Source organism: Parasegetibacter sp. NRK P23, from assembly GCF_023721715.1.
In the GTDB taxonomy this organism is placed as follows: Bacteria; Bacteroidota; Bacteroidia; order Chitinophagales; family Chitinophagaceae; genus Parasegetibacter.
The window spans coordinates 2,150,813-2,171,462 of the sequence record NZ_JAMDLG010000001.1 but is presented as its reverse complement, the minus strand read 5'-3'; the positions used below and the strand labels follow the sequence as shown (position 1 = coordinate 2,171,462).

17 protein-coding genes are annotated in these 20,650 nt (G+C 46.4%); 12 read left to right on the top strand and 5 right to left on the bottom strand.

Going from position 1 to position 20,650, the window contains the following annotated elements:
• Nucleotides 1–27: 27 nt before the first annotated feature.
• The 3 genes from M4J38_RS08825 to M4J38_RS08815 are packed head-to-tail and all read left to right on the top strand — an operon-like array spanning nt 28 to nt 1,960.
• Nucleotides 28–807 (top strand): FKBP-type peptidyl-prolyl cis-trans isomerase, encoded by a 780-nt coding sequence (locus M4J38_RS08825; RefSeq protein WP_251759188.1) that lies wholly within the window; start codon nt 28–30, stop codon nt 805–807.
• A gap of 5 nt (nt 808–812) precedes the next feature.
• Nucleotides 813–1,343, top strand: coding sequence for a YfiT family bacillithiol transferase (locus tag M4J38_RS08820; protein ID WP_251759187.1), 531 nt, complete (start codon nt 813–815; stop codon nt 1,341–1,343).
• 56 nt (nt 1,344–1,399) lie between these two features.
• Nucleotides 1,400–1,960 (top strand): NUDIX hydrolase, encoded by a 561-nt coding sequence (locus M4J38_RS08815; protein ID WP_251759186.1) that lies wholly within the window; start codon nt 1,400–1,402, stop codon nt 1,958–1,960.
• On the opposite strand, the gene M4J38_RS08810 is transcribed toward M4J38_RS08815, so the two are convergent.
• On the bottom strand, nt 1,957–2,877 hold the full coding sequence (locus tag M4J38_RS08810) for a glycosyltransferase family 2 protein (RefSeq protein WP_251759185.1): 921 nt from the start codon (nt 2,875–2,877) through the stop codon (nt 1,957–1,959). The two genes, M4J38_RS08815 and M4J38_RS08810, sit on opposite strands and share 4 nt — an antisense overlap.
• A 64-nt stretch (nt 2,878–2,941) precedes the next feature.
• Here M4J38_RS08810 and M4J38_RS08805 point away from each other — a divergent pair, with 64 nt between their 5' ends.
• The 5 genes from M4J38_RS08805 to M4J38_RS08785 are packed head-to-tail and all read left to right on the top strand — an operon-like array spanning nt 2,942 to nt 7,440.
• Nucleotides 2,942–3,784 (top strand): TylF/MycF/NovP-related O-methyltransferase, encoded by an 843-nt coding sequence (locus M4J38_RS08805; protein WP_251759184.1) that lies wholly within the window; start codon nt 2,942–2,944, stop codon nt 3,782–3,784.
• A 1-nt stretch (nt 3,785) separates the two neighbouring features.
• Nucleotides 3,786–4,604: a hypothetical protein gene (locus M4J38_RS08800; RefSeq protein WP_251759183.1), complete on the top strand. Its 819-nt coding sequence runs from the start codon at nt 3,786–3,788 to the stop codon at nt 4,602–4,604.
• Nucleotide 4,605: 1 nt separating this feature from the next.
• Nucleotides 4,606–5,520, top strand: a complete 915-nt coding sequence (locus tag M4J38_RS08795; RefSeq protein WP_251759182.1) for a hypothetical protein — start codon at nt 4,606–4,608, stop codon at nt 5,518–5,520.
• Nucleotides 5,513–6,439, top strand: a complete 927-nt coding sequence (locus M4J38_RS08790; RefSeq protein WP_251759181.1) for a glycosyltransferase family 2 protein — start codon at nt 5,513–5,515, stop codon at nt 6,437–6,439. The genes M4J38_RS08795 and M4J38_RS08790 overlap by 8 nt, the downstream gene beginning before the upstream one ends.
• Nucleotides 6,439–7,440 carry a glycosyltransferase family 2 protein gene (locus M4J38_RS08785; protein ID WP_251759180.1) on the top strand — a complete coding sequence of 334 codons (1,002 nt, stop codon included), beginning with the start codon at nt 6,439–6,441 and terminating at the stop codon, nt 7,438–7,440. The genes M4J38_RS08790 and M4J38_RS08785 overlap by 1 nt, the downstream gene beginning before the upstream one ends.
• 7 nt (nt 7,441–7,447) lie before the next feature.
• Here the strand turns inward: M4J38_RS08785 and M4J38_RS08780 are convergent, their stop codons facing one another.
• Nucleotides 7,448–9,994 (bottom strand): YfhO family protein, encoded by a 2,547-nt coding sequence (locus M4J38_RS08780; protein ID WP_251759179.1) that lies wholly within the window; start codon nt 9,992–9,994, stop codon nt 7,448–7,450.
• Nucleotides 9,995–10,278: 284 nt separating this feature from the next.
• Here M4J38_RS08780 and M4J38_RS08775 point away from each other — a divergent pair, with 284 nt between their 5' ends.
• Genes M4J38_RS08775 through M4J38_RS08765 form a run of 3 tightly spaced genes read left to right on the top strand, consistent with a single transcriptional unit; the run spans nt 10,279 to nt 15,478 of the window.
• Entirely contained in the window at nt 10,279–14,352 is a 4,074-nt protein-coding gene (locus tag M4J38_RS08775; RefSeq protein WP_251759178.1) for a PKD domain-containing protein, read from the top strand.
• Between the two features lie 47 nt (nt 14,353–14,399).
• Complete coding sequence (locus M4J38_RS08770; RefSeq protein ID WP_251759177.1) at nt 14,400–14,684, top strand: hypothetical protein; 285 nt, start codon at nt 14,400–14,402, stop codon at nt 14,682–14,684.
• A complete protein-coding gene (locus M4J38_RS08765) occupies nt 14,681–15,478 on the top strand; it encodes a queuosine precursor transporter (RefSeq protein WP_251759176.1) in 798 nt (265 codons plus the stop codon). The genes M4J38_RS08770 and M4J38_RS08765 overlap by 4 nt, the downstream gene beginning before the upstream one ends.
• Nucleotides 15,479–15,481: 3 nt before the next feature.
• Here the strand turns inward: M4J38_RS08765 and M4J38_RS08760 are convergent, their stop codons facing one another.
• Nucleotides 15,482–15,976 (bottom strand): GNAT family N-acetyltransferase, encoded by a 495-nt coding sequence (locus tag M4J38_RS08760; protein ID WP_251759175.1) that lies wholly within the window; start codon nt 15,974–15,976, stop codon nt 15,482–15,484.
• Nucleotides 15,977–16,055: 79 nt separating this feature from the next.
• On the opposite strand from M4J38_RS08760, the gene M4J38_RS08755 reads away from it, so the two are divergent.
• Nucleotides 16,056–18,872 carry a hypothetical protein gene (locus tag M4J38_RS08755; RefSeq protein ID WP_251759174.1) on the top strand — a complete coding sequence of 939 codons (2,817 nt, stop codon included), beginning with the start codon at nt 16,056–16,058 and terminating at the stop codon, nt 18,870–18,872.
• Between the two features lies 1 nt (nt 18,873).
• Here the strand turns inward: M4J38_RS08755 and M4J38_RS08750 are convergent, their stop codons facing one another.
• Nucleotides 18,874–20,112, bottom strand: a complete 1,239-nt coding sequence (locus M4J38_RS08750; RefSeq protein ID WP_251759173.1) for a DEAD/DEAH box helicase — start codon at nt 20,110–20,112, stop codon at nt 18,874–18,876.
• 53 nt (nt 20,113–20,165) lie between these two features.
• Complete coding sequence (locus M4J38_RS08745) at nt 20,166–20,621, bottom strand: hypothetical protein (protein WP_251759172.1); 456 nt, start codon at nt 20,619–20,621, stop codon at nt 20,166–20,168.
• Nucleotides 20,622–20,650: the final 29 nt, after the last annotated feature.

The following is a 20,650-nucleotide window of genomic DNA, read 5'->3' as shown; positions in this document are numbered from 1 at the left end:
TTTCAGGTCTAAATCGCAAAAATTTCAATGAGCACAAAAAGAATCGCGCAGCAGGTGATAGGTTCCCTGATAATCAGTTCGGTATGTTCTGTTTCCCTCGCTCAGACAAAAACCACCACAAAGCCCCCGGTAACCAAGCCCAAAACCACTACCACCAAAACAACGGTAAATCCCAAGCCACCTGTAGTGGCGCCGGCCCCCGCCATGAAGAATGCCATCGACTCGCTTTCTTATGCGATAGGGGTGAACGTGGCCAGCTACTTTAAAACACAGGGTGTGGACACCATGAATTACAAATTGCTGAACAAAGCCTTTGCTGATGTGCTGGGCGGAAAAACTCCTTTATTGGATGAAATGCAGGCAAATATGACTTTACAGGAAAAACTTCAGGCATTCGCCAACAAAAAAATCAACGCAGTGAAAGAAGAAAGCGCAAAATTCCTCGCGGAAAACAAAAAAAGAGCCGGGGTAACCGAATTGCCCAGCGGCCTTCAGTATGAAGTTCTAAAAACCGGTACCGGCACCGTGCATCCACACGATACCAGCCGCGTGAAAGTGCATTACACCGGAAAACTGATCAACGGTAAAAAGTTTGACAGCTCCGTTGACCGCGGCCAGCCGCTGGAAATAGGGGTTGGACAGGTGATCAAAGGCTGGACAGAAGCCCTGAAACTGATGAAAGAAGGGGATAAGTGGATCATTTACATGCCCTCTTCCCTGGGTTATGGCGATCGTGGTGCCGGAGGAGATATTCCCGGTGGCGCGGCGCTGATCTTTGAAGTGGAAATGCTCGAGATCCTAAAATAATCCAGATGGACGGAACTTCTTTGCAATACCCTATCGGCAAATACCAGCCGGTAGGGTATTCCGAACAGCAGAAAAAAATATGGCTGAACGATATCCGGTACCTTCCGGAACTGTTGGAACACGCCATCAATGGTCTGGATGCCTTTCAGTTTGAAACACCCTACCGGGAAGGCGGCTGGCAGGTAAGGCAGGTGGTGCATCATCTGGCGGACAGTCATATGAATGCTTTTATCCGTTGCCGCCTCGCGCTCACGGAAAAGCAGCCCATCGTAAAACCTTACGACGAAAAAGCCTGGGCCGAACTGCCCGACGTATTCGCGGTGCCGGTGAACATGTCGGTAACCCTGCTGCATGCCCTGCACGCCAGGTGGTACACGCTGATGAGTAGTATTGACGGTGAACAATGGGAGCGCACTATATACCATCCGGTGTACGGAAACATACAAACTTTATGGTTTATGCTGGGTTCCTACGCCTGGCATGGAAAGCACCATGTGGCGCATATTACATCGCTCCGGGAAAGGATGAACTGGTAGAATGCTACCCTTCATCTTCAGATATTTCCCCGGCAGCAACCGATAAATTTCTACCAATGAAAGATCCGCTAGACTGGAAACTGATTTCAAGTGAATACCTTTTCAAAGATTCCTGGCTCACGGCCCGCAAAGATACCTGCGAAAGGCCCGATGGCACCATTGTGACGCCCTATTACGTGATGGAATACCCCAACTGGGCCACCGCTCTGGCGCTTACGGAAGATGGAAAAGTGATACTCGTGAAACAATACCGTCATGCCATAGGAAGAACCTGTATGGAGATTCCAGGCGGCTGCATTGATGATACCGATGCTTCTCCAGAAGCGGCCATCCAACGCGAACTGCTGGAAGAAACGGGGTACGCGTTTGATTCTTTTGAATTTCTGGGGGAAATATCTGCTAATCCCAGTACCAATAACAATATGATGTACATGTTCCTGGCGAAAGGGGGGAAGAAAGTGCAGGAGCAGATGCTGGATCATAATGAAGAAATTGAGGTGCACCTGGTGGAGATGGGGGAATTGAAGGAGATGTTGCGGCGGAATGAGATTTTACAGAGTATGCATGTGAGTTGTATATTTTATGGGATGATGAAGCTTGGTGAAGTGAATTATTAATACCACAAACGCGGATTTGTACTCCTGATATATTGCATTGCTTTTTCAGAAAGTGGCTTTCTGGGTTCTGCGCCTGGAATGGCACTCAATGCTTTAAGTCCGGAAATAAAGAGCCTGATATTAAAGCCGGTTTTAAGAAGAAATAGAAGTCCCCACATGCCTGCCGTGCTGTAAAAGTATTTTTTTGGCAAATAGCGCCAGGCCACTTTGGATTTATTAATCCACATCCCTTTCAGTTTTTCCGGTTTAGGCTGTCGCCCATGGGGTGATTCTTTATGCAACACGGTTACGCCGGAATTATATTGTATAGAGAATCCCGCCTCAATAGTTCTGTAGCTTAAGTCGTACTCTTCCATCCCATAGAAAAAATCTACGGGCAGCATGCCGGCTTTTTCGAAGACTTCCTTTTTAATGGCATGCGCGCAGCCTACATAGTAGTAGGTGCCAAATGCCTGAAGATGACTGTACGCCTTAAAATGTTTGTGCGGAAAAGCATTGATCTGCCATTGACGGTTTTCATGGTACAAAACCCGGAAGGACAAAATGCCTGGCGCCCGCTCCTTGTAGGGGGCTGAAAAGGCTGTATGAATTTGTTGCAGAGCGCCTGCGTCGTCCAGCAATGCATCGTCGTCCAGGAAGAATAGGATAGGGGCCGTGGCTAGTGAGATGCCAAGGTTTCTTCCCCTTGAAACGCCAAGATTTTCTGGTGACGAGACGTACTTAAAAGGGTAAATATTATGCTGGCTGATATAGGCTTCAACATCTTGGTAAGAAACAGAGGAGTTATTATTTATAAGAATAACCTCTTGAAGAAGCTCAGCTGTTTGTTTAAGTGTGGTGATGTTTTGAAGAAGTTCAAGCGCGTCAGCTGGGCGGTTGTAAGAGATGATAATGATACTTATTTTGTTGATTTCCATCAGAAAAGCGCTTATTCGCGCCAAATTAATCTATTTTAGGGATTTTGTGGATGGCTGAAATATTTTGCAGAATATTGCAGGGAGAAATATTTACAGCTACCAGAAACGTGATTTATTGTATATGTTATTGAAGAAAATTTTAAAGGCAGCAGGCTTAACCGGCATACCGAAGGCGATGGCAGATGAGCTCACCAGCGCCAGGGGAAACCTTGATAAAACGTTTCCTTCTGATTTTTCTCCAGCTGAAGCGCAGCACATCAACTTTGTGAAGGAAAAAACAATGACGAGCCCTGAAAGACTGGTGACATTGGCGCGTGCAATAGATCACTTAGAATCGGGTAAAATTGAGGGGGATATTGTAGAGTGCGGTGTATGGAAAGGTGGCAGTATGATGCTCGTCGCGAGAAAATTGATGGAATACAATAATACTGCAAGACGGCTTTTTCTATTTGATACATTCGAGGGCATGTCTGAACCCGGAAGTGCGGATGTAAGCGCGGTGGACCTTTCTAAAGCCGAGGATCTTTTGAAAAAAGAAGACCGGCTTAACGGAGATAATGTATGGTGTTATTCGCCTGTTGATGAGGTAAAGGCCAATTTGTCCCAAACTGGTTACCCGCTTTCTTCGATACACTTCATCAAAGGTAAGGTAGAGGAAACCCTGCCGCATCCGGAAATTGGAAAGATAGCCTTGCTTAGACTTGATACCGATTGGTATGAGTCCACCAAGCATGAATTGGAAACATTGTATGATCTGCTGGTACCCGGTGGCATTTTGATCATAGATGATTATGGGCATTGGAGTGGAGCAAGAAAAGCTGTAGATGAATTTTTTGCGGAAAGAGAGATACGCATATTTTTAAACCGGATAGATTACACAGGCCGTATTGCTATTAAACCCAATTGATATGAGTCTTTTTAAGTGGCTATTTCCCGATAAAGTGGAATTTAAATCACAAATTGATTTTCCCGCAGCGGCCCTGGAGCCATTCATAGATAAAAACAGGCAGGCGCTTTCTCTCATTCCCAACTGGATTGATGAGGATGCATTTAAAAAATCCTGGTTCGATTATGGCGTGCCTTCCTTTATAAGGGGGGACATTAACAAGCCCATCAGCAGAACCCTTACTTATTCAGACCTGCTGCTTTATTTTTCTGACAAACATTTTCCCCACTTGAATTATTTCGAGATTGGTGTTTCCGTAGGAAAGAACTTTTTCCAAATGATCAATGGTCACGAAAAAGGGACTTTTACCGCTTTCGATATTGAAACAATAAATCCGGTACTTGAAAATGAATTGGAGCTGGTTGAAACTGAAACCTGGAAAACACCAGCGGGTTCCATCAAGAAAAACGAGTCATACCTGAAAAAATACCGGAGGAATGCGCTGGATGTGCGCTATTTATGTGGGGATGTATGGGATGAGAACAGTTGGGCGAAGCTCAAAGGGAATAAGTACAACATCGTTTTCTCGGATGCGCTTCATACGCCAAAGGCGATCTTGTTTGAATTTGAAATGCTTGTTAAATATGACCTGCTGGATGAAAAATTCGTGATAGTATGGGATGACCTGGTGGGAAAGATGCAGAAATCCTTCTTCAGGATCATCAATAAATACAAAAGGAATTATCCCATCCATGATATTTACCTGGTAAACATTAACGGATGGATTGGAGAGCATGAGGCGCCGCATACCGTTGGTATCATTTCCAGTTTTCCTTTGTAGTATGAAAATTGCGCTGACAAATCTTTCCAATCATTCTTTTAATGAAGGTCGTGAGAGACTGAACACTTCAGCTTTGAAGCATGGTGTGCAGGACCTTTATTCTTTTTCTTTCGAATCATTTTCCGGAAAACCGTTTTTTAAACAGTTTGAGCATATTCTTGCACAGCCAAGGGGATTGGGATATTGGCTCTGGAAGCCCTATATTATCCTGGAAACACTGGAACAGTTAAACGATGGAGACGTTCTGATTTATTCCGATTGCGGAATTGAAATCATTGAAGACCTTAGTCCTTTGGTTGAAATTTGTGCCGCTAAGCAGCCAGTGGTGCTGTTTGCCAATGGTAATTTATTAAATGCCGCCTGGACTAAACGGGATTGTTTTGTGCGGATGAACGCGGATGCCCCGGCTTATTGGCTGGCCATACAATGTGATGCTTCTTTTGCGCTGTTTCGAAAAGGAAGTGATAGCGTGAAATTTGTACAGGAGTGGTTGAATTATGCATCTAACGAATCTATTCTCACGGATATTCCTAATTCCAGTGGCAAAAGAAACCTTCCCGGCTTTATTGAACACCGCCACGACCAGTCTATATTATCTATTCTGGCAAAAAAGTATGGTTACTCATTGTACAGGCAGGCCTCTCAATACGGAAATCATTATAAAATGCCTGAATTAAGAGTGCCAGGGGAATTCAACTGTGTTAGTCAACGCTACCAGCAGGAAGTGAGTTTCTATGCGCAAAATTGGTTCAGCAATTCGCCTTATCCACAGCTGCTTCATCACCACAGGCTTGTGAATGCGAAAAATAATACCGTGCAGAAACGCAGCCTTGCTACGGTATTAAGCTCGTATATAAACCGGCTTTCGGGAAAGATATTCAACTTGTACTACAAGAAATACAAGAATAATGGTTGAACCGAACGCCCCATACCCATTAATAACCGTGGTAATTCCAACTTATAATTCGCAAAATGAATTAGAAGTGGCTATCAAAAGTGTGCAATCACAGCTTTTTTTAAACTGGGAACTTCTAATTATAGACGGGGGCTCTTCAGACAACACGCTGGATATCATCAGGAATTACGCGAACAATGATGCCCGGATCAGTTATGTTTCGGAGAAAGACAATGGAGTGTACGATGCTATGAATAAGGGCATATCGCTTGCGAGAGGAGAGTGGATCTACTTCTTAGGATCTGACGATAAGCTTTATGCTGAGAAAGTTTTTTCAGTAGTGGCACCAATGCTGCAACATGCACCGGGACAGTTCGTTTATGGCAACGTAAAAATGGGAGATCGCCCCGAAAAATATGATGGTCCTTTTGATTTCAGCAAACTGCTGATCAAAAATATTCCACATCAGGCCAGTTTTTATAAGAAAGAACTGTTCAAAAAGTTTGGCCTCTACGATCAGCGTTACAGGCAGCATGCTGATTGGGCGTTGAATATAAAATGTTTCAGGCAGGTCGATCCGTTATATATTGACGTAATAGTTGGTCTTTTTGGATTAGGTGGTATCAGTGGGGCACATGATGAATTATTTTTAAGAGAAGTGTTGCTGCCTGAAAAAATGAACTTGTTGAAAGAAGAAGGAAAGCATGTGCTGCGTAATATCAGGAGTTATGATATTGTATGGAGAATGGTGAGGAACGCCGCTTTTAAAGACGAGCAGGACTTTGAGCATGCGTTTTTAACGCAGGAAGTACCCATGGTAATTAAAAGTATGTTTCATGTGCAGCGTTGCATCCCTGTCGGAGCGCTTAAAAATGGGTTTGTCTCTAAAACTTTAATGACAGCGAATTATTTGTATAACAGGATAATTTTCAGGCTTTGATGTTGTCCATTATAATCGTTAATTATAAATCAGTTCAACATATCCTGAACTGCCTTCAATCCGCATCCCGATACCCCGGTTTTCTCTCCTATGAATGGATCGTGGTGGATAACGAAGTTGACGGCAATTGTATGGAGTTGATAAAGCAGGCCTTCCCCTCTGTGAAGTATTTTCGTATGGGGTACAATGCAGGGTTTGCACGGGCCAACAATGCCGGTATGCGAAAAGCTTCCGGAGATGTTTTTTTATTGCTTAACCCTGATGTATTATTTTCTTCAGATGTTTTACCCGGTTGTTTACAAAGGTTCAATGAATCTTCCTACGCTGCTTGCAGCGTTCAACTCCGGTTTGCCGATGGTACACCGCAGATTACCGGAAATTATTTTATAAAGGGAGCATTGAATCTGCTGCTGCCTTTGCCTTACATAGGAGCGCTGGTGAAGAAGGCCGGTCAGTTTTTTGGGGTAAAGAAAACAAATGTTGAAGAAGCCAAAAGTTTGGAAGTGGTGGATTGGATCAATGGCGCTTTCCTGATGGTAAAAAAAGAGGTGGTGCAACAAGCAGGTATGCTTGACGAAGATTTTTTTCTTTATGCTGAAGAAATAGAATGGTGCAGCCGGTTAAGGAAAACCGGAGAATTATGCGTTTATGGAGATCTTGATATTGTTCACCTGCAGGGAGAAACGATAAATGCGGCTACTGGCAACCTGGAAAAAGGCTACTACAACTTATACGATAAAAAAGGGCTTCAGTTGATTGTATCTAATTTATTACGCGTCAGGAAACAGTGGGGACTGCTATGGTATTTGTTTCACCTGGCCGCTTATTCATTTGCTGCTTTGTTGTACCTGTTCATCTTTCCCATCCAAAATCTTATTTCCGGAAAGCTTGTGTTGCATAATGCGGATAAAGCGTCGGGTTTCTTTACGAATATGATAAAAACATGGCGCCTATTTCCAAAAATGGTAAGACTGACGCCATATTTTTACAAGATGATTTAAGTAGAACTTATACTTTGTTCTTTAACCGTGAATAATTTTTCCATCCTACAAAAGCGGCCAGCAAAAGCAGCAGGTAGGTAACGGCTGCTGCGCCCATGGTAATCATTGAGCCCGTTTTATAACTTTGCGGCTCAAAACGGAATTCTACCTCATTTTGCCCGGCAGGAATTTTCATACCGCGTAAGATGTAGTTTACTTTACAAAAGTCTGCTTTACTGCCGTTGATATAAGCGTTCCAACCTTGTTTGTAATATACTTCACTGAACACGGCGAATTGTGGTGAAAGCGCACTGGTTTTATACCTGATCAGGTCATTTTTGTTTTCCAGCCAGGTAATGGTCGCGGTTGAATCATATACGGGCTGTTCTCCCGCAATAGATTTGAATTTTTCCTGAACAATCGCTACCTCCTTTAGTGGCATACTATCCAATGCTGCCATTTCCGCATCTGCATTTGGAACGTATTTGATGGATCGGGCGAGCCAGCATGGTCCAAATGCTTCAGGATTCAGTTGTGCAACAGGTTGATTGTTCGATGGGTTTGAAACAATAAAATACCGCGTATTCATCATATTAAACGCCTGCATGTTTCCTTTAGAAAGCTGGTATTCGATAAAATCCTGATATAGCTCCAGTTTTGCCGGGCTATATCCCCCAACAGAATTGTGAAAAAAAGAAGCCCTGGAACTATTGAAAGGCCCTTGCTGGTCGGCTTGATCAAAAACACGGAATGGAAGATTACTGTCTTGCTTGATTTGCAGATCAGCCTGCGTGGGCTGGGTTTCAAAATCTGATTTTTCAATAAAATTATTGCTGTTAAGGTACCTTGTTCCTACGGAGAGTATATCGAAGCTGCTTAACAATAAGAGAGCGGGCAATACGATATTGAGTTTAAGTTTTTGCATCAGTAAGAACCAGATAAGTCCCGCACCCAATGCAATGAGCAGTAAACTCCTGAAAAGATCACTTCCGAAAAGACTTCTCCTATCGTCTTGTAACGCTTTCACAATGGAACTACCGAAAGATTCGGCCTGTTGCTGAACCTGCGGCGAAGCGTTGGCACCTGCCTGCTGAAGCATCATTCCTGAAAGGTTTTGTTTTAACCCCTTATCGTTTTCGTTGCTGAAATCGGAACTGATGTAAAAGAAAAGCATTCCTGCTGCTATTATTCCGGTGGCGATCAGTGACTTCTTAAAGATTGCAAGAACATGTTTGTTTTCGTCTTTTCCCGATGCAAGTCGTTCTAAAGCCAGCGCGGCGAGTGTTGGGAAAGCAAGTTGAGGAATAACGAGCGACATCGCCGGCGCGCGGAACTTGTTATAGAAAGGCAGCGCATCAAACAGGAAATAGTTGACGGTCTCCAGGTTTTTTCCCCACGACAAAACAAATGCGATAGCAGAGGCGATGATGATCCACCACTTGTGCCAGGAATCAACATAAAAACAGCCGAAAATAAAAAGGAAAACAATGATGGCACCCAGATAAACAGGCCCCGCATGAGAGGGTTGGTTTCCCCAATACGCGGGAAGTTGTTTTACGAACTGGTTCGCCTGTTCCTCTCCCATACCGGTAAGCTCAGAAAGCTTTTCAGCAGTTTTTGTGTTTTCGCCAAATTCACTTTTTAATTCATTGTTTACAACCGTTGGAACACTGCCGCCATACAAGCGTGGAACCATAATGGTGAAAGATTCACCTATACCATAGCTTCCGTAAAGAAAAGCGTAATCTTTATCCAATCCACCTTTGGTCTTCGTAGCGCTGTTGGGTTTTGTTAATTCAGAGGCGCCACCACGCATGGTTTCTTTCGCGTACTCCTGCAGGGGAAGCATGCTCACCGCATAGTTGGCGAAACCGATCAGAGTGGAAGCCACCAGTATAATCAGGGGTTTTACTAGTGCTGCACCGGATTTTGCTTTTATAGACCGGATAATAAAAACCAGGCAGAGAATGCCCAATATAATTAGTGTATAATACACTATTTGAAGGTGCTGGGAAGCCACCATAAGCCCGAAAGCTATGATAGTGGTTATTGCTCCTGACCAGTATTTTTTATTGAAAAGTAATATGGCCCCGCCAATCACTGCCGGAGCGTAGGAGATGGCCAGCATTTTTGTGTTGTGCCCAACAGAAAGAATAATAGGATTGTAGGTGGAATATGCATAGGCAATTGAAGCCAAGACGGCTATGGTGGGCCTGATGCCTAACGACATGCACAAAATGTAAAAACAGACGCATGCCAGGAAAAAGTAGCCGGCAGGAACCGGAAGACCAAGCATCAGTATTTCTTGTATATAACCTATATGAAGTGCTGGTCCCTCCATCGCAAATGTATACGCCGGCATCCCTCCGAACATACTGTTGCTCCATAAAGGAAAATGCCCGTATTTTTCCTTGAATTCAAAAGACTGCTGCGCCATTCCTCTCCAACCCGCAGTATCATGCTGATCAAGTACCATTCCCTGCAAGGCTGGGATGCAAAACAAAACCGATACCAGCAGGAAAACCGCAATCGCTGCGAAATGCGGCACTACTTTCTTTTGAAAAAAAGCATTCATACGTTTAAAAATTATGCGTGGCAAAATAAGGTATTTTAGATGAAATGGGCCATAAATCAACAGAATATGCTTATCATTCAATGTTTTGAAATATATTTAAGTTCGATATAGTTTATATGTGTTATTGCCCTAAACCTTTCATTGCAAAACCTGTATTCCTTTTTTTTATTTTACTGCTCTCGGGTGTGCATGTTTTTGCTGTAGAAGATTCTATTAGAAGTAAGAATCAACAGCTTAAAGTTTCCGCTTCGGCGTCTTTGTCCTGCAACAATTGGTTTTATGGTATGAATCCTGGCGATGGTATTAAAGTCGGAGATATCGACGTTTCCGGTAATCAGATGACCGTGGAAGCTGTTTTTACCAGAACCGTGGCTTATACAGGCGGTTATTTATATGCGGGAAATATTGTTTCAAAGCATGATGATCCTTCCAATATTAATTATCTCTTACGTCCCAGTAGCGCTGAAATTACAACCAGCAATGGCTACTTTGCAACACCTCAGGTTTGTGATATTCAACTGAACCGAACGTACCATGTGGCCATGGTGTATGATGGAAGTACATTAAAGTTCTACAGGAACGGTTACCTGATGAGCGAGGTGGCAGCAACCGGGGACCTCTATCAAAATGATTTTATTACTACAATTGGTGAGAAAGCGTTCGGTTCGCCTCCGCTTGCTGAGAATCTTAAAGGCTATATCAATGAGGTCAGAATCTGGAGTGTTGCCAGAACACAACAGCAAATCAGGGATAATATGACCGGATCCCTCGCTAATCCCTCGGCTCAAGCTGGTCTGCGCAGCTATTATACGTTTGATAATCTGTTAAATAAACAGGGGAATACATTGTTTAATGGAACACTTTCAGGCGGAGCCGCCATTAGCAGGACAAATCCCGCATGTAATAATTTTGTGATTGATTCCTGTAATATAATTCCAACACCAACACTTGCCATTCCGGATTTCACAATTCCTTCCTCTGTATGTGCAAACGAACCGGTTACCATAACCAATAATTCCATTGGAGCATCTAAATATTACTGGAATTTCTGCGCTGCAAATCTATCCAGTATCCCTGCGGCTCAGAATCTTGGAAACCTTGGTGGTTACCTGCAAGGCCCGGTATTTATGGATTACGCGCTTGACAATGGTAATTATTATGGTTTTGTCGTTAATAATTTCCCGGGAGGACTTGTACGATTGGATTTTGGTAATAGTTTGTTGAATACTCCGGTAGCGGTGAATCTTGGTGACTTTGGAGGAGCTATTCCGAACAGCGCGGAAGGAATTCAAGTGGTGAAGAATGAAGGGAAGTGGTATGCGATTATAGTAGGGGGCACACAGGCTGCAGGTCAGTCACGCGTGGTGAAAATAAGTTTCGGAACAGCATTGAATAACGCCACGCCAACCGCTACAAACTGGGGGAATAGTTATGGCCTTTCCTTTCCGATTGACCTCCATTTGTTCCAGGATGGCAACAGATGGTATGGGTTTACGATTAATTCTGCAAACAATACCCTTACCCGTTTTGACTTTACAGAGAGTTTTGAAAATACACCAACTGGCTCCACCGTTCCACTTCCATCAGCGTTTGATTACCCAACGGGTATTTACACGATGTTCAGTAATGGAAATTGGTATTCTTTCATCACCAATGAATCCCCTTCAGCCGGAAGTCCAACCCTGATACGGCTTGATTTCGGAAGCTCACTTTTAAATGTTCCGGTTCCGGTGAATTTAGGAAATCCAGGAAATGCGCTTACCCGTCCACGGGACATTTCTGTGTTTAACTACTGCGGCAATGTTTCTGCTTTCGTTGTGAATGCCATCACCAATGAATTGGTAAGAATCGATTTTGGAGATAACCTGCTGAACGCTCCGTCCGGCACCAAAATCGGCAATATCGGAGGATTGAACTTTCCGCATAGCATTTCAAAAATTTTCCGTCAGGGTGGAGATGTGTATTGTTTCACCACCAACGTCAGCAACAACACCATCACCCGTTTCAAATTCGAAGGCTGCAACAACCCCGATCTCCCCGGCACTTCCGATATTACCCCGCAGAATCTCATCTACAATACTCCCGGCACCTACAACATCTCGCTCACCGTGGATGAGGGGCTCCCCACCCAGGCTTCCATCTGTAAACAAATTATCGTAAAACCCGAGGCCGCCCCTGAATTCTCCTTTATCCAGGATGTATGCGACCCTGCGCTCATCCATTTCAAAAACGAATCTTCCAATTACACCACACTTACCTGGGACTTCGGCAACGGCAGAACTGAAACCAATACCGATGCGCCGGATGTTACCTATAACCCCTTCGGAACGTACACCGTACAACTGAAAGCCGATTTACAGAACGGCTGCTCCAAAACGATTTCCAAAGAAGTGCCGGTAGTGCTCTTACGTGATTCACTCATCATTAACCGCGACTCCGTTTATTGCTTCGAAAAACCTGTTCAGCTCAACGCTTTGCCCGCGCTCTCTTACTGCTGGACGCCCGCAACCGGTTTGTCCGATCCCAACATCGCGAATCCTGTGATCAATACGCCGGTACCGCAAACCACTTATTACCTTAATGCGTTGATGCCGATCGGGAACCTGGTGAACAATCCCGGGTTTACGAACGGGAACAATAGCTTCACCTCCGATTATAATTTTAATCCCGGAAGCGGGGTGAATGAAGGGGTGTATACCGTTTCAGCAAATGTGCCTGCCTGGCATCCCAGCTTCGCGAATTGCGGCGATCACACGAACGGCACGGGCAATATGCTGCTGGTAAACGGTTCCGGAACCGCTAATGCGCGGGTATGGTCGCAAACTATTCCTATACAGCCGAATACCAACTATGCTTTTTCAGCCTGGATACAAACACTGGTGCCTTCCAATCCTGCGCAGTTGCAGTTTTCCATCAATGGTGTTCAGTTGGGCACTACCATCAGCGCCAATGCGGCCACCTGCCGGTGGGACCAGTTCTATGCGGTATGGAATTCCGGCAACAGCAGTTCCGCAGTTATTTCTATTGTGAACATCAACCTGAATACAGGTGGGAACGATTTTGCACTTGACGATATTTCTTTTGCGCCGTTACAGATGGTCCGGGATTCCGTGACCATCACCGTCCACGAAACCCCGGATGTGGATTTTAGTTTCAGTGTGCCCTATTGCAAGAGCCCGCAGTTCAAGGCCACAGCGCTCGCGGAACCCAGCCCGATCGGAACCTGGAAATGGGTATTCGATGATGGCACGGAAGGCATTTCATCTGCGGTAACGCACAGCTACGCTAAAGGTGGGGAATACGATGTAAAACTGATCGCCACCGATGGGAACGGCTGCATGGATTCCGTGGTGCACGTCGTGAAGTTGGATACCGCCACTGCTATGGTGAGTGATGGGGCTTTGGTGTGTAAGGGAAGTACGGTATCCTTTCAGGCATCAGGTGGCGTGTCGTACAGTTGGTGGCCCGCGGCCGCCCTCAGTGATGCTGGGTTGCCCGTTCAGCAGGCTGTGGTGGATACTTCCACGCGTTTCGTAGTAACCGTTACCGACGCGCTCTCCTGCACTGATACCGCTTCCGTACTGATGGCCGTGATTCCCAGGCCGGATTTCGTGCGCCCACCCAACCGTGATGTTTGTGCCGATAGCACCGTTACCATGCTGGGCGCGAACGATGATGCGTTTACTTACCAATGGTCGCCTGCATCAGCGTTCAATAACGCATCCCTGAAAGATCCAGTGGTGAAACCAATCGCTTCCACGCAGTATGAAGTGTTGATTACTGAAGGTACATGCGGCTACGATACCAGTTTTACGGTTGGCGTAAGGGTGAACCCGAACCCGACAGTAAAGGCTTCCAGTTCCAATGATATCAATTGCCTGAATACCACCACCTTTCTTTCGGCTGTAAGTGAGGCGGGAACACGGTTTGAATGGAGTCCCGCTTCAGCCGTGGATAACCCTGCCGGCGCCACGAGAGTAGTGGGATCGCTTACACAACCGGGTTATTTTACGGTGAAAAGCACCAACCAGTACGGCTGTTCTGCTTATGATAGTGTATTGGTGAACGTTACCACCGACGGGCCCACGGGTTTCCAGGTGCCCAACGCGTTCACCCCGAACGGCGACGGCATCAACGACTGTATTTCCCTGAACAGGTGGGGGAGCGTACAACTGCACGAGTTCTCCATTTATACACGCTGGGGGGAAAGGGTGTTTTCCTCCAACGATCCGCGACGTTGCTGGGACGGTACTTTTAAAGGAAAAGCGCTGCCGGTTGGGGCTTATGTATATTTTATCCGGGCCAAAGGCTTATGCGGTGATATTACGCGGAAAGGGCAGATCATGCTGGTGCGGTAACCCATACGGGAAACATTCAGTAGCTTCGTACACTTAACGTTTCGCGTATGCGCTGGATTTACTTCTTTTCCAGGGTGGTGTTCATCTGCAACCTGTTCTACCTGCTGGCCCTGTACATCAGGCTGGCGCCGCAGGTTCCCGAAGTATTCCTTACCTCAGGTATCATTATCATGGGCTCCGTAATGGCGCTGTACGGCACGGTATTGATTAATCTGTCTTACGGATGGCTGCTGCTCACGCGGAAAAAGTTGAAGCAATATGTTCCATTATGGCTGGCGCTGGTCAACTTTTTGTTTCTGCTCACCCAGATATTGTTAAGTTTGTTTTTATGATAAAAAATATCATTTCCCACAAACCCACCAAACTTTTCATCCTCCTTGCAGGAATTTTTATCGCCAATGCGCTCATCGCGGAATTTATTGGCGTGAAGATATTTTCACTGGAAGATTCACTGGGCGTACACCAGGCCCACCTGAACCTGTTCGGGATCGATTTTTCCTTCAACCTTACCGCAGGCGTATTGTTGTGGCCGGTGGTGTTTATCATGACCGATATCATCAACGAATACTACGGCCCTAAAGGGGTGAAGTTCCTTTCCTACCTGGCCGCCGGGCTTATAGCATATGCGTTCATCATGTTCTTTTTCGCGATCCGGCTTGCGCCGGCAGGGTGGTGGACGGGCAGTAAATCAACCGCGGGTGTACCTGATATGCAGGTCGCTTACCAGGCTGTTTTCGGACAGGGACTGTGGATCATTGTGGGTTCACTGATCGCCTTCCTGATCGGTCAGCTGATCGATGTATTGGTATTTCACCGCATCAAAAAATTTACCGGGGAAAAAAGCATCTGGCTCCGGGCCACCGGCTCCACGCTGATTTCTCAGCTGATCGACAGCTTCGTGGTATTGTATGTTGCTTTCGTACTGGGGCCATCCATCGATCCTTCTAACGGCGCGCCCTGGAGTACGGAACAATTGCTGGCCGTGGGCACCGGTAATTATATTTATAAGTTCGTGGTGGCGATTGCCCTCACACCTGTTATTTATGGTGTGCACGCCTGGATCGATAAGTATCTTGGTAATAGTCTTGCCGATGAAATGAAAAGCGCCGCGATGGGCAGGCAGTGATCGTTAAAGGTCGATGCCCATAATGTAATCATCCATAACATACCCGTTACCGATATCAATTATTTCTTCCCGAAGTACGCGGAACCCTGTTTTCAGGTAAAAATGATACGCTTTATTTTGTTTGTTCACATTCAGGTAAAGCAGTGTGGCTTTGTGCTTCCTTGACATTTCCACCACTTTTTCAAACAAGGCTTTCCCGATTCCTTTCCCCTGAATATTGTTCAGTACGTACAACTTGTGCAGTTTCACAGCTTGCTGAGCGGTAAAACCGAAGGAGGCGAAGCCGACAGGCATACCTTCTGACACCGCGATCAGGAAGCTGTGCCCGCTATCCATTTGGGTCGTGAGCGCATCTTTGCTGTACATCATTTCCAGCATGTAAGGCACCTGTCCTTCGGGTAGAATGGCGCCGTAAGTAAGTGGCCATACGGCGTTGGCGATGGCTTGAATGGCTGGAATGTCTTCGTGTATGGCAGCGCGTATCTGTATCATTGCCATGAAAATAAAAACTTTTGCGGAGCTGGGAAAAATCTGTTCAAATCTTAATTTCCGTACATTAGTGACCAATTCTTTTCCCATGCAGATGATCCTCCGGACCGGCCTTGTATGCCTGTTTTCCCTAAGTATGTTTGCTGTAATGGCGCAGCGCTTTGGCGGTAACCGTCCGGGTATAAAATGGAAGCAGATCCGGAACGATACCGCACGCATCATATTCCCGGCGGGCCTTGATGTTCAGGCAGCAGAAATAGCTTCACTCATCCGTTTGCTGGCAAAAGAAACAAGCGGAACCATTGGGGAGGAAGTGCGCCAGGTGCCCATCGTCCTGCAATATAGTCCGGTCGTTTCCAACGGATATGTAGGACTGGCTCCTTTTAGAAGCGAATTCTACATGAACCCTCCGGCCGGCAGTTACAGCCTCGGCACTTTGCCCTGGCACCTGCAACTGGCCGCGCATGAATACCGCCACGTGCAGCAATACAATAATTTTAATAAAGGGCTTTCCAAACTGGGCAGTATTGTGTTGGGAGAAGAAGGACAGGCGCTGATGAACGCCGCTTCCATACCTGACTGGTTCTTTGAAGGAGACGCTGTTTTTCAGGAAACCGCGGAATCCGGACAGGGCAGGGGGCGGATCCCTTATTTCTTCAATGAATTCAAAGTGTTGAAGGAATCTGGCGCATCGTTCAGTTATATGCAACTGCGCAACGGATCTTACCGTTACCTGTATCCGGGGCATTATGAACTGGGATATCTCCTGGTGGGATATGGCTATGAGAAATACGGCACTGATTTCTGGCGAAAAGTAACCGATGATGCCGCCCGTTTCAAAGGACTGTTTTATCCGCTTCAGAAAGCGGTGAAAAAACATGCGGGCATTCCGTATCAAAACTTTGTGCAGGATGCGTTGAAATATTACAATCAACAATTTGAAGAAAAGAACACCGGAACGAAAAGAGCGGGTTATGTTTCCAATTGGGCGAACCCGCATCCTGCTGAGAACGGGGTGCTATGGCACAAAAGCAGTTACAGGGATATCCCCGCGTTCTATCTGAAAACAAGCGAAGGTTCCAGAAAAATCATCTCCAGGCAAATAGGGACCGACGATTATTTTTCCGAAAGAAACGGTAAACTCGTGTACACCAGGTACGGCATTCATCCCCGCTGGACCTGGACCGAATACAGTGATGTGGTATTGCTGGACCTTTCTTCCAGGAAAGAAAAAAGAGTTACGAAACGCCAGCGGCTTTTCTCTCCCGACATCAATACGGCAGGTACCACGATAGCGGCCGTGGAAAACAATACCACCGGAAAAAGTACGCTCGTTCTCCTGGATACCACGGGCACCATCACCCGCAGGTTTGATTTCCCCCTTCATCTGTTAAAAAACGTGTCCGGAAACGGTGTATTCACCTACCCGAAATTTGATGGAGATACGGCGTTAGTCACCGTACTCCGTTTTCCAAATGGCACGAACGCGCTTGCTACCATGCAGCTTTCCTCCGGAAATTTCAGGTTGCTCACCTCACCTTCGTTCCAGGTACTTGGCATACCCAATGTAACGGAGCAATATATATATGGAAACGCGGGCCTGCGCTATGAAGACAGGCTCATCAGAATCGATAAGAATACCGGTGCCACAACTTTCTATACCGGCGTAACAAGGGCGTACGCGCCAGCCTTAGCAGGAGACTCCATTGTATTTGGAAAGTTTACCATTAATGGAACACTCCCGGGATCAGTAAAGCATACGGAGGAAAATTGGCAACCGGTGGAACCCGGGGAATGGAACACAACACCGCTCTATCTTCCCAAAACCTTAAAAGAAGTGGAGGATATTACCCGTGCCGCCCGGGACTCCTTCCAGGTATACCCTTACAAAAAAAGCCATCGTTTCATCAATATTCACAGCTGGCGGCCCTTCATCGAGGCTTCGGAACTAAGTTTTTCGGTGTATGGGCAAAACGTGCTTAACACCTTTCAGTCGGAGACCTACTACCGGTACAATATAAACGAAGGAAGCCATGCTGTTGGTGCCGCAGGCGTTTTTGGAGGATGGTTCCCTTATATCCGTGCGGGTATCGACTACAATATGGACCGCAATGCACTGGTAAGTGGGGGCCGCAGGTTGGCCTGGAACGAACTTACAGCCAATATTGGCGCACAGGTGCCCTTACAGTTCAACTCGGGCAGGTTCTACAGAACACTTTCAATGGCCACCAGTTTTAACAACCGCTCCATTCTTTTTAAAGGATTGGCAAAGGACACCCTGCAAAACCGGAAGTTCAATTTCCTGCGCGGTACCATTTCTTATTCCGCCCAGATTCAGCAGGCTACGCAACATATCTTTCCCAGGTTCGCCTATAGCCTATCCGCCGATTTTCAATCTATCGTCAACAATTATACGGGACGGCAATTGTTGCTTACCGCAGGTTTATACCTGCCCGGCTTACACAAAACGCATAACCTAGTATTGACGGGAGCCATTCATCGTCGCGACAGCGCCAACGACTACCGTTTCAGCAATCGTTTCCCGCATGCCCGCGGGTTTACTTCGGAGAATCTTTACAAAATGCAGAAAGCGGCGGTAAACTACCATTTTCCGCTGGCATACCCCGACTGGGGCTTCGGCAACATCGTTTACCTGATGCGCCTGCGCGCAAACCTATTTTACGATCATTCAAGGATCGCAGACAATTTCAGACTATCGAACAACCAGGTACGTTACCTCGAATTCGACCAGCGCTCCACAGGGGTGGAAATTTATTTCGACACGAAATGGTGGAACCAGTTGCCCGTGAGTTTCGGGTTGCGTTACAGCCGTTTACTGGATGATGATATTTTTGGCAGAAGTCCGAACCAGTACGAATTCATCGTTCCCGTGAACCTGTTCTAACTCAGCGTTTTTTCTTTTTCCGTTTTGCTTTTTCTTTGGATTCCTCAAATTCTTTGATGAGAAGTTTGTAGTTGTCGTTGGGGATTTCTTCTGAAAGTGAGATGGTGGAATCATAGTCTTTGGCATCAATCTCCATTACGGTGATCTCTTTGCCGATGTATTGCTGAATGGCTTCCAGCACAGGTTTTTCCTCGGTGCTGCAGAACGAAACAGCCTTTCCTTTCTGCACGCCGCGACCTGTCCGGCCCACGCGGTGCACATAGTTCTCGGGCACTTCGGGCAGGTCGTAATTCACCACATAATCCACATTGGGGATATCGATGCCGCGGGCGCTCACATCGGTGGCGATCAGTAATTTAGCTTCTCCTTTTTTGAATGCATCGAGCACCTGCATTCTGTCGCCCTGTTCCTTTCCGCCGTGCATGGTAATGGAAGCGATGCCAACCCGCTTCATGGCCTCAAACACCCTCTCTGCGCGTACCTTGGTCCTTACAAATACCAGGATTTTTGATTCAGGGAACTCCCGTACCAGTCTTTCCAGGAAGAAACGTTTATCGTCCATTTCCACGTAAGCCACGGAGTGGGTTACGTTTTTGGAAACGGGGTCCTGTGGCGAAACCTGGATCCGGATGGGGTTGGTAACGAGCGAATAAGCGATGTCCTTGATTTCTTTGTTGATGGTGGCGGAGAAGAAAAGCGTCTGGTGCTTCCTGGGAAGCAGGCGCTTTACATCCTGTATATCCTTAATAAAACCCAGGTCCAGCATGTGATCGGCTTCATCCAATACCAGTATTTCCACTTTCCGGAGGTCCAGTTTTTTCTGGTGCACCAGGTCGAACATTCTGCCGGGGGTGGCGATGAGCACGTCTATTCCTTCTTCGATCAGTTCTATCTGCGCTTCCTGTTCCACGCCGCCGTAAAGGCCTACAATATGGAGACCGGTATACTTTCCGATCATGTCAAAGGCTTCCGCGATCTGGATGGCGAGTTCGCGGGTGGGCACCATCACCAGGCTGCGTACCTGGTTGGGGGCGGGATCTTTGCCACGCAGCAGCATCTCCAGCATGGGGATAGCGAAAGCGGCCGTTTTGCCGGTACCAGTTTGCGCGATGGCCAGCACATCTTCTCCTTTCAGGATGGAGGGAATGGCCTTGAACTGGATATCTGTGGGCCGTCTGAAGCCGTTTTCGGCCAGACTTTGTTTGATGTCGGGGGAAATATTGTACTGTTCGAATTTCATAGCCTTCGCCTGGTTAAGCGTGCAAAGGTATGCTATTGGCCGGGCAAAGCAGGTTATTGCACTTTAATTTCCAGCGACGGGGCCAGAAAGCGTTTTCCTTCTTTGTTTTTGATGATGATCTTTTCAAACCAGAGGGTTTCGTCTTTCTTCAGTTTTTCTCTGATTGTATTGCGCCAGAGCTCGGGCAGTAAAGGGCCTTCGGCTTTGTGTTGCACGGTACGGAAGAGGACTTCTCTTTTACCGGTTTCGTCGTTGGTGAACTCGTCTTTTTGCCGGTAAGTGAATTCAAAACTTTCCACTTCGTATTTGTTTCCCTTGTTATCGCTCACCCGCAAGGCGGAATCGATCAGCGCTTTCAGGAAGGACGCGGGTGCCGTTGCGGAGCGGAAATTGCCCCAGGTGGTGGAGAAAACTGTTTTTTGTGCGGGTACGGTTGTCTTTTTCGTGCCGGTTTGGGCGGAAACGACCATCGGTAAAAAGGCGATGCTAACCAGAAAGAGATACTTCATCCGTTTGAAAGATTTAGAAAACTAACGCA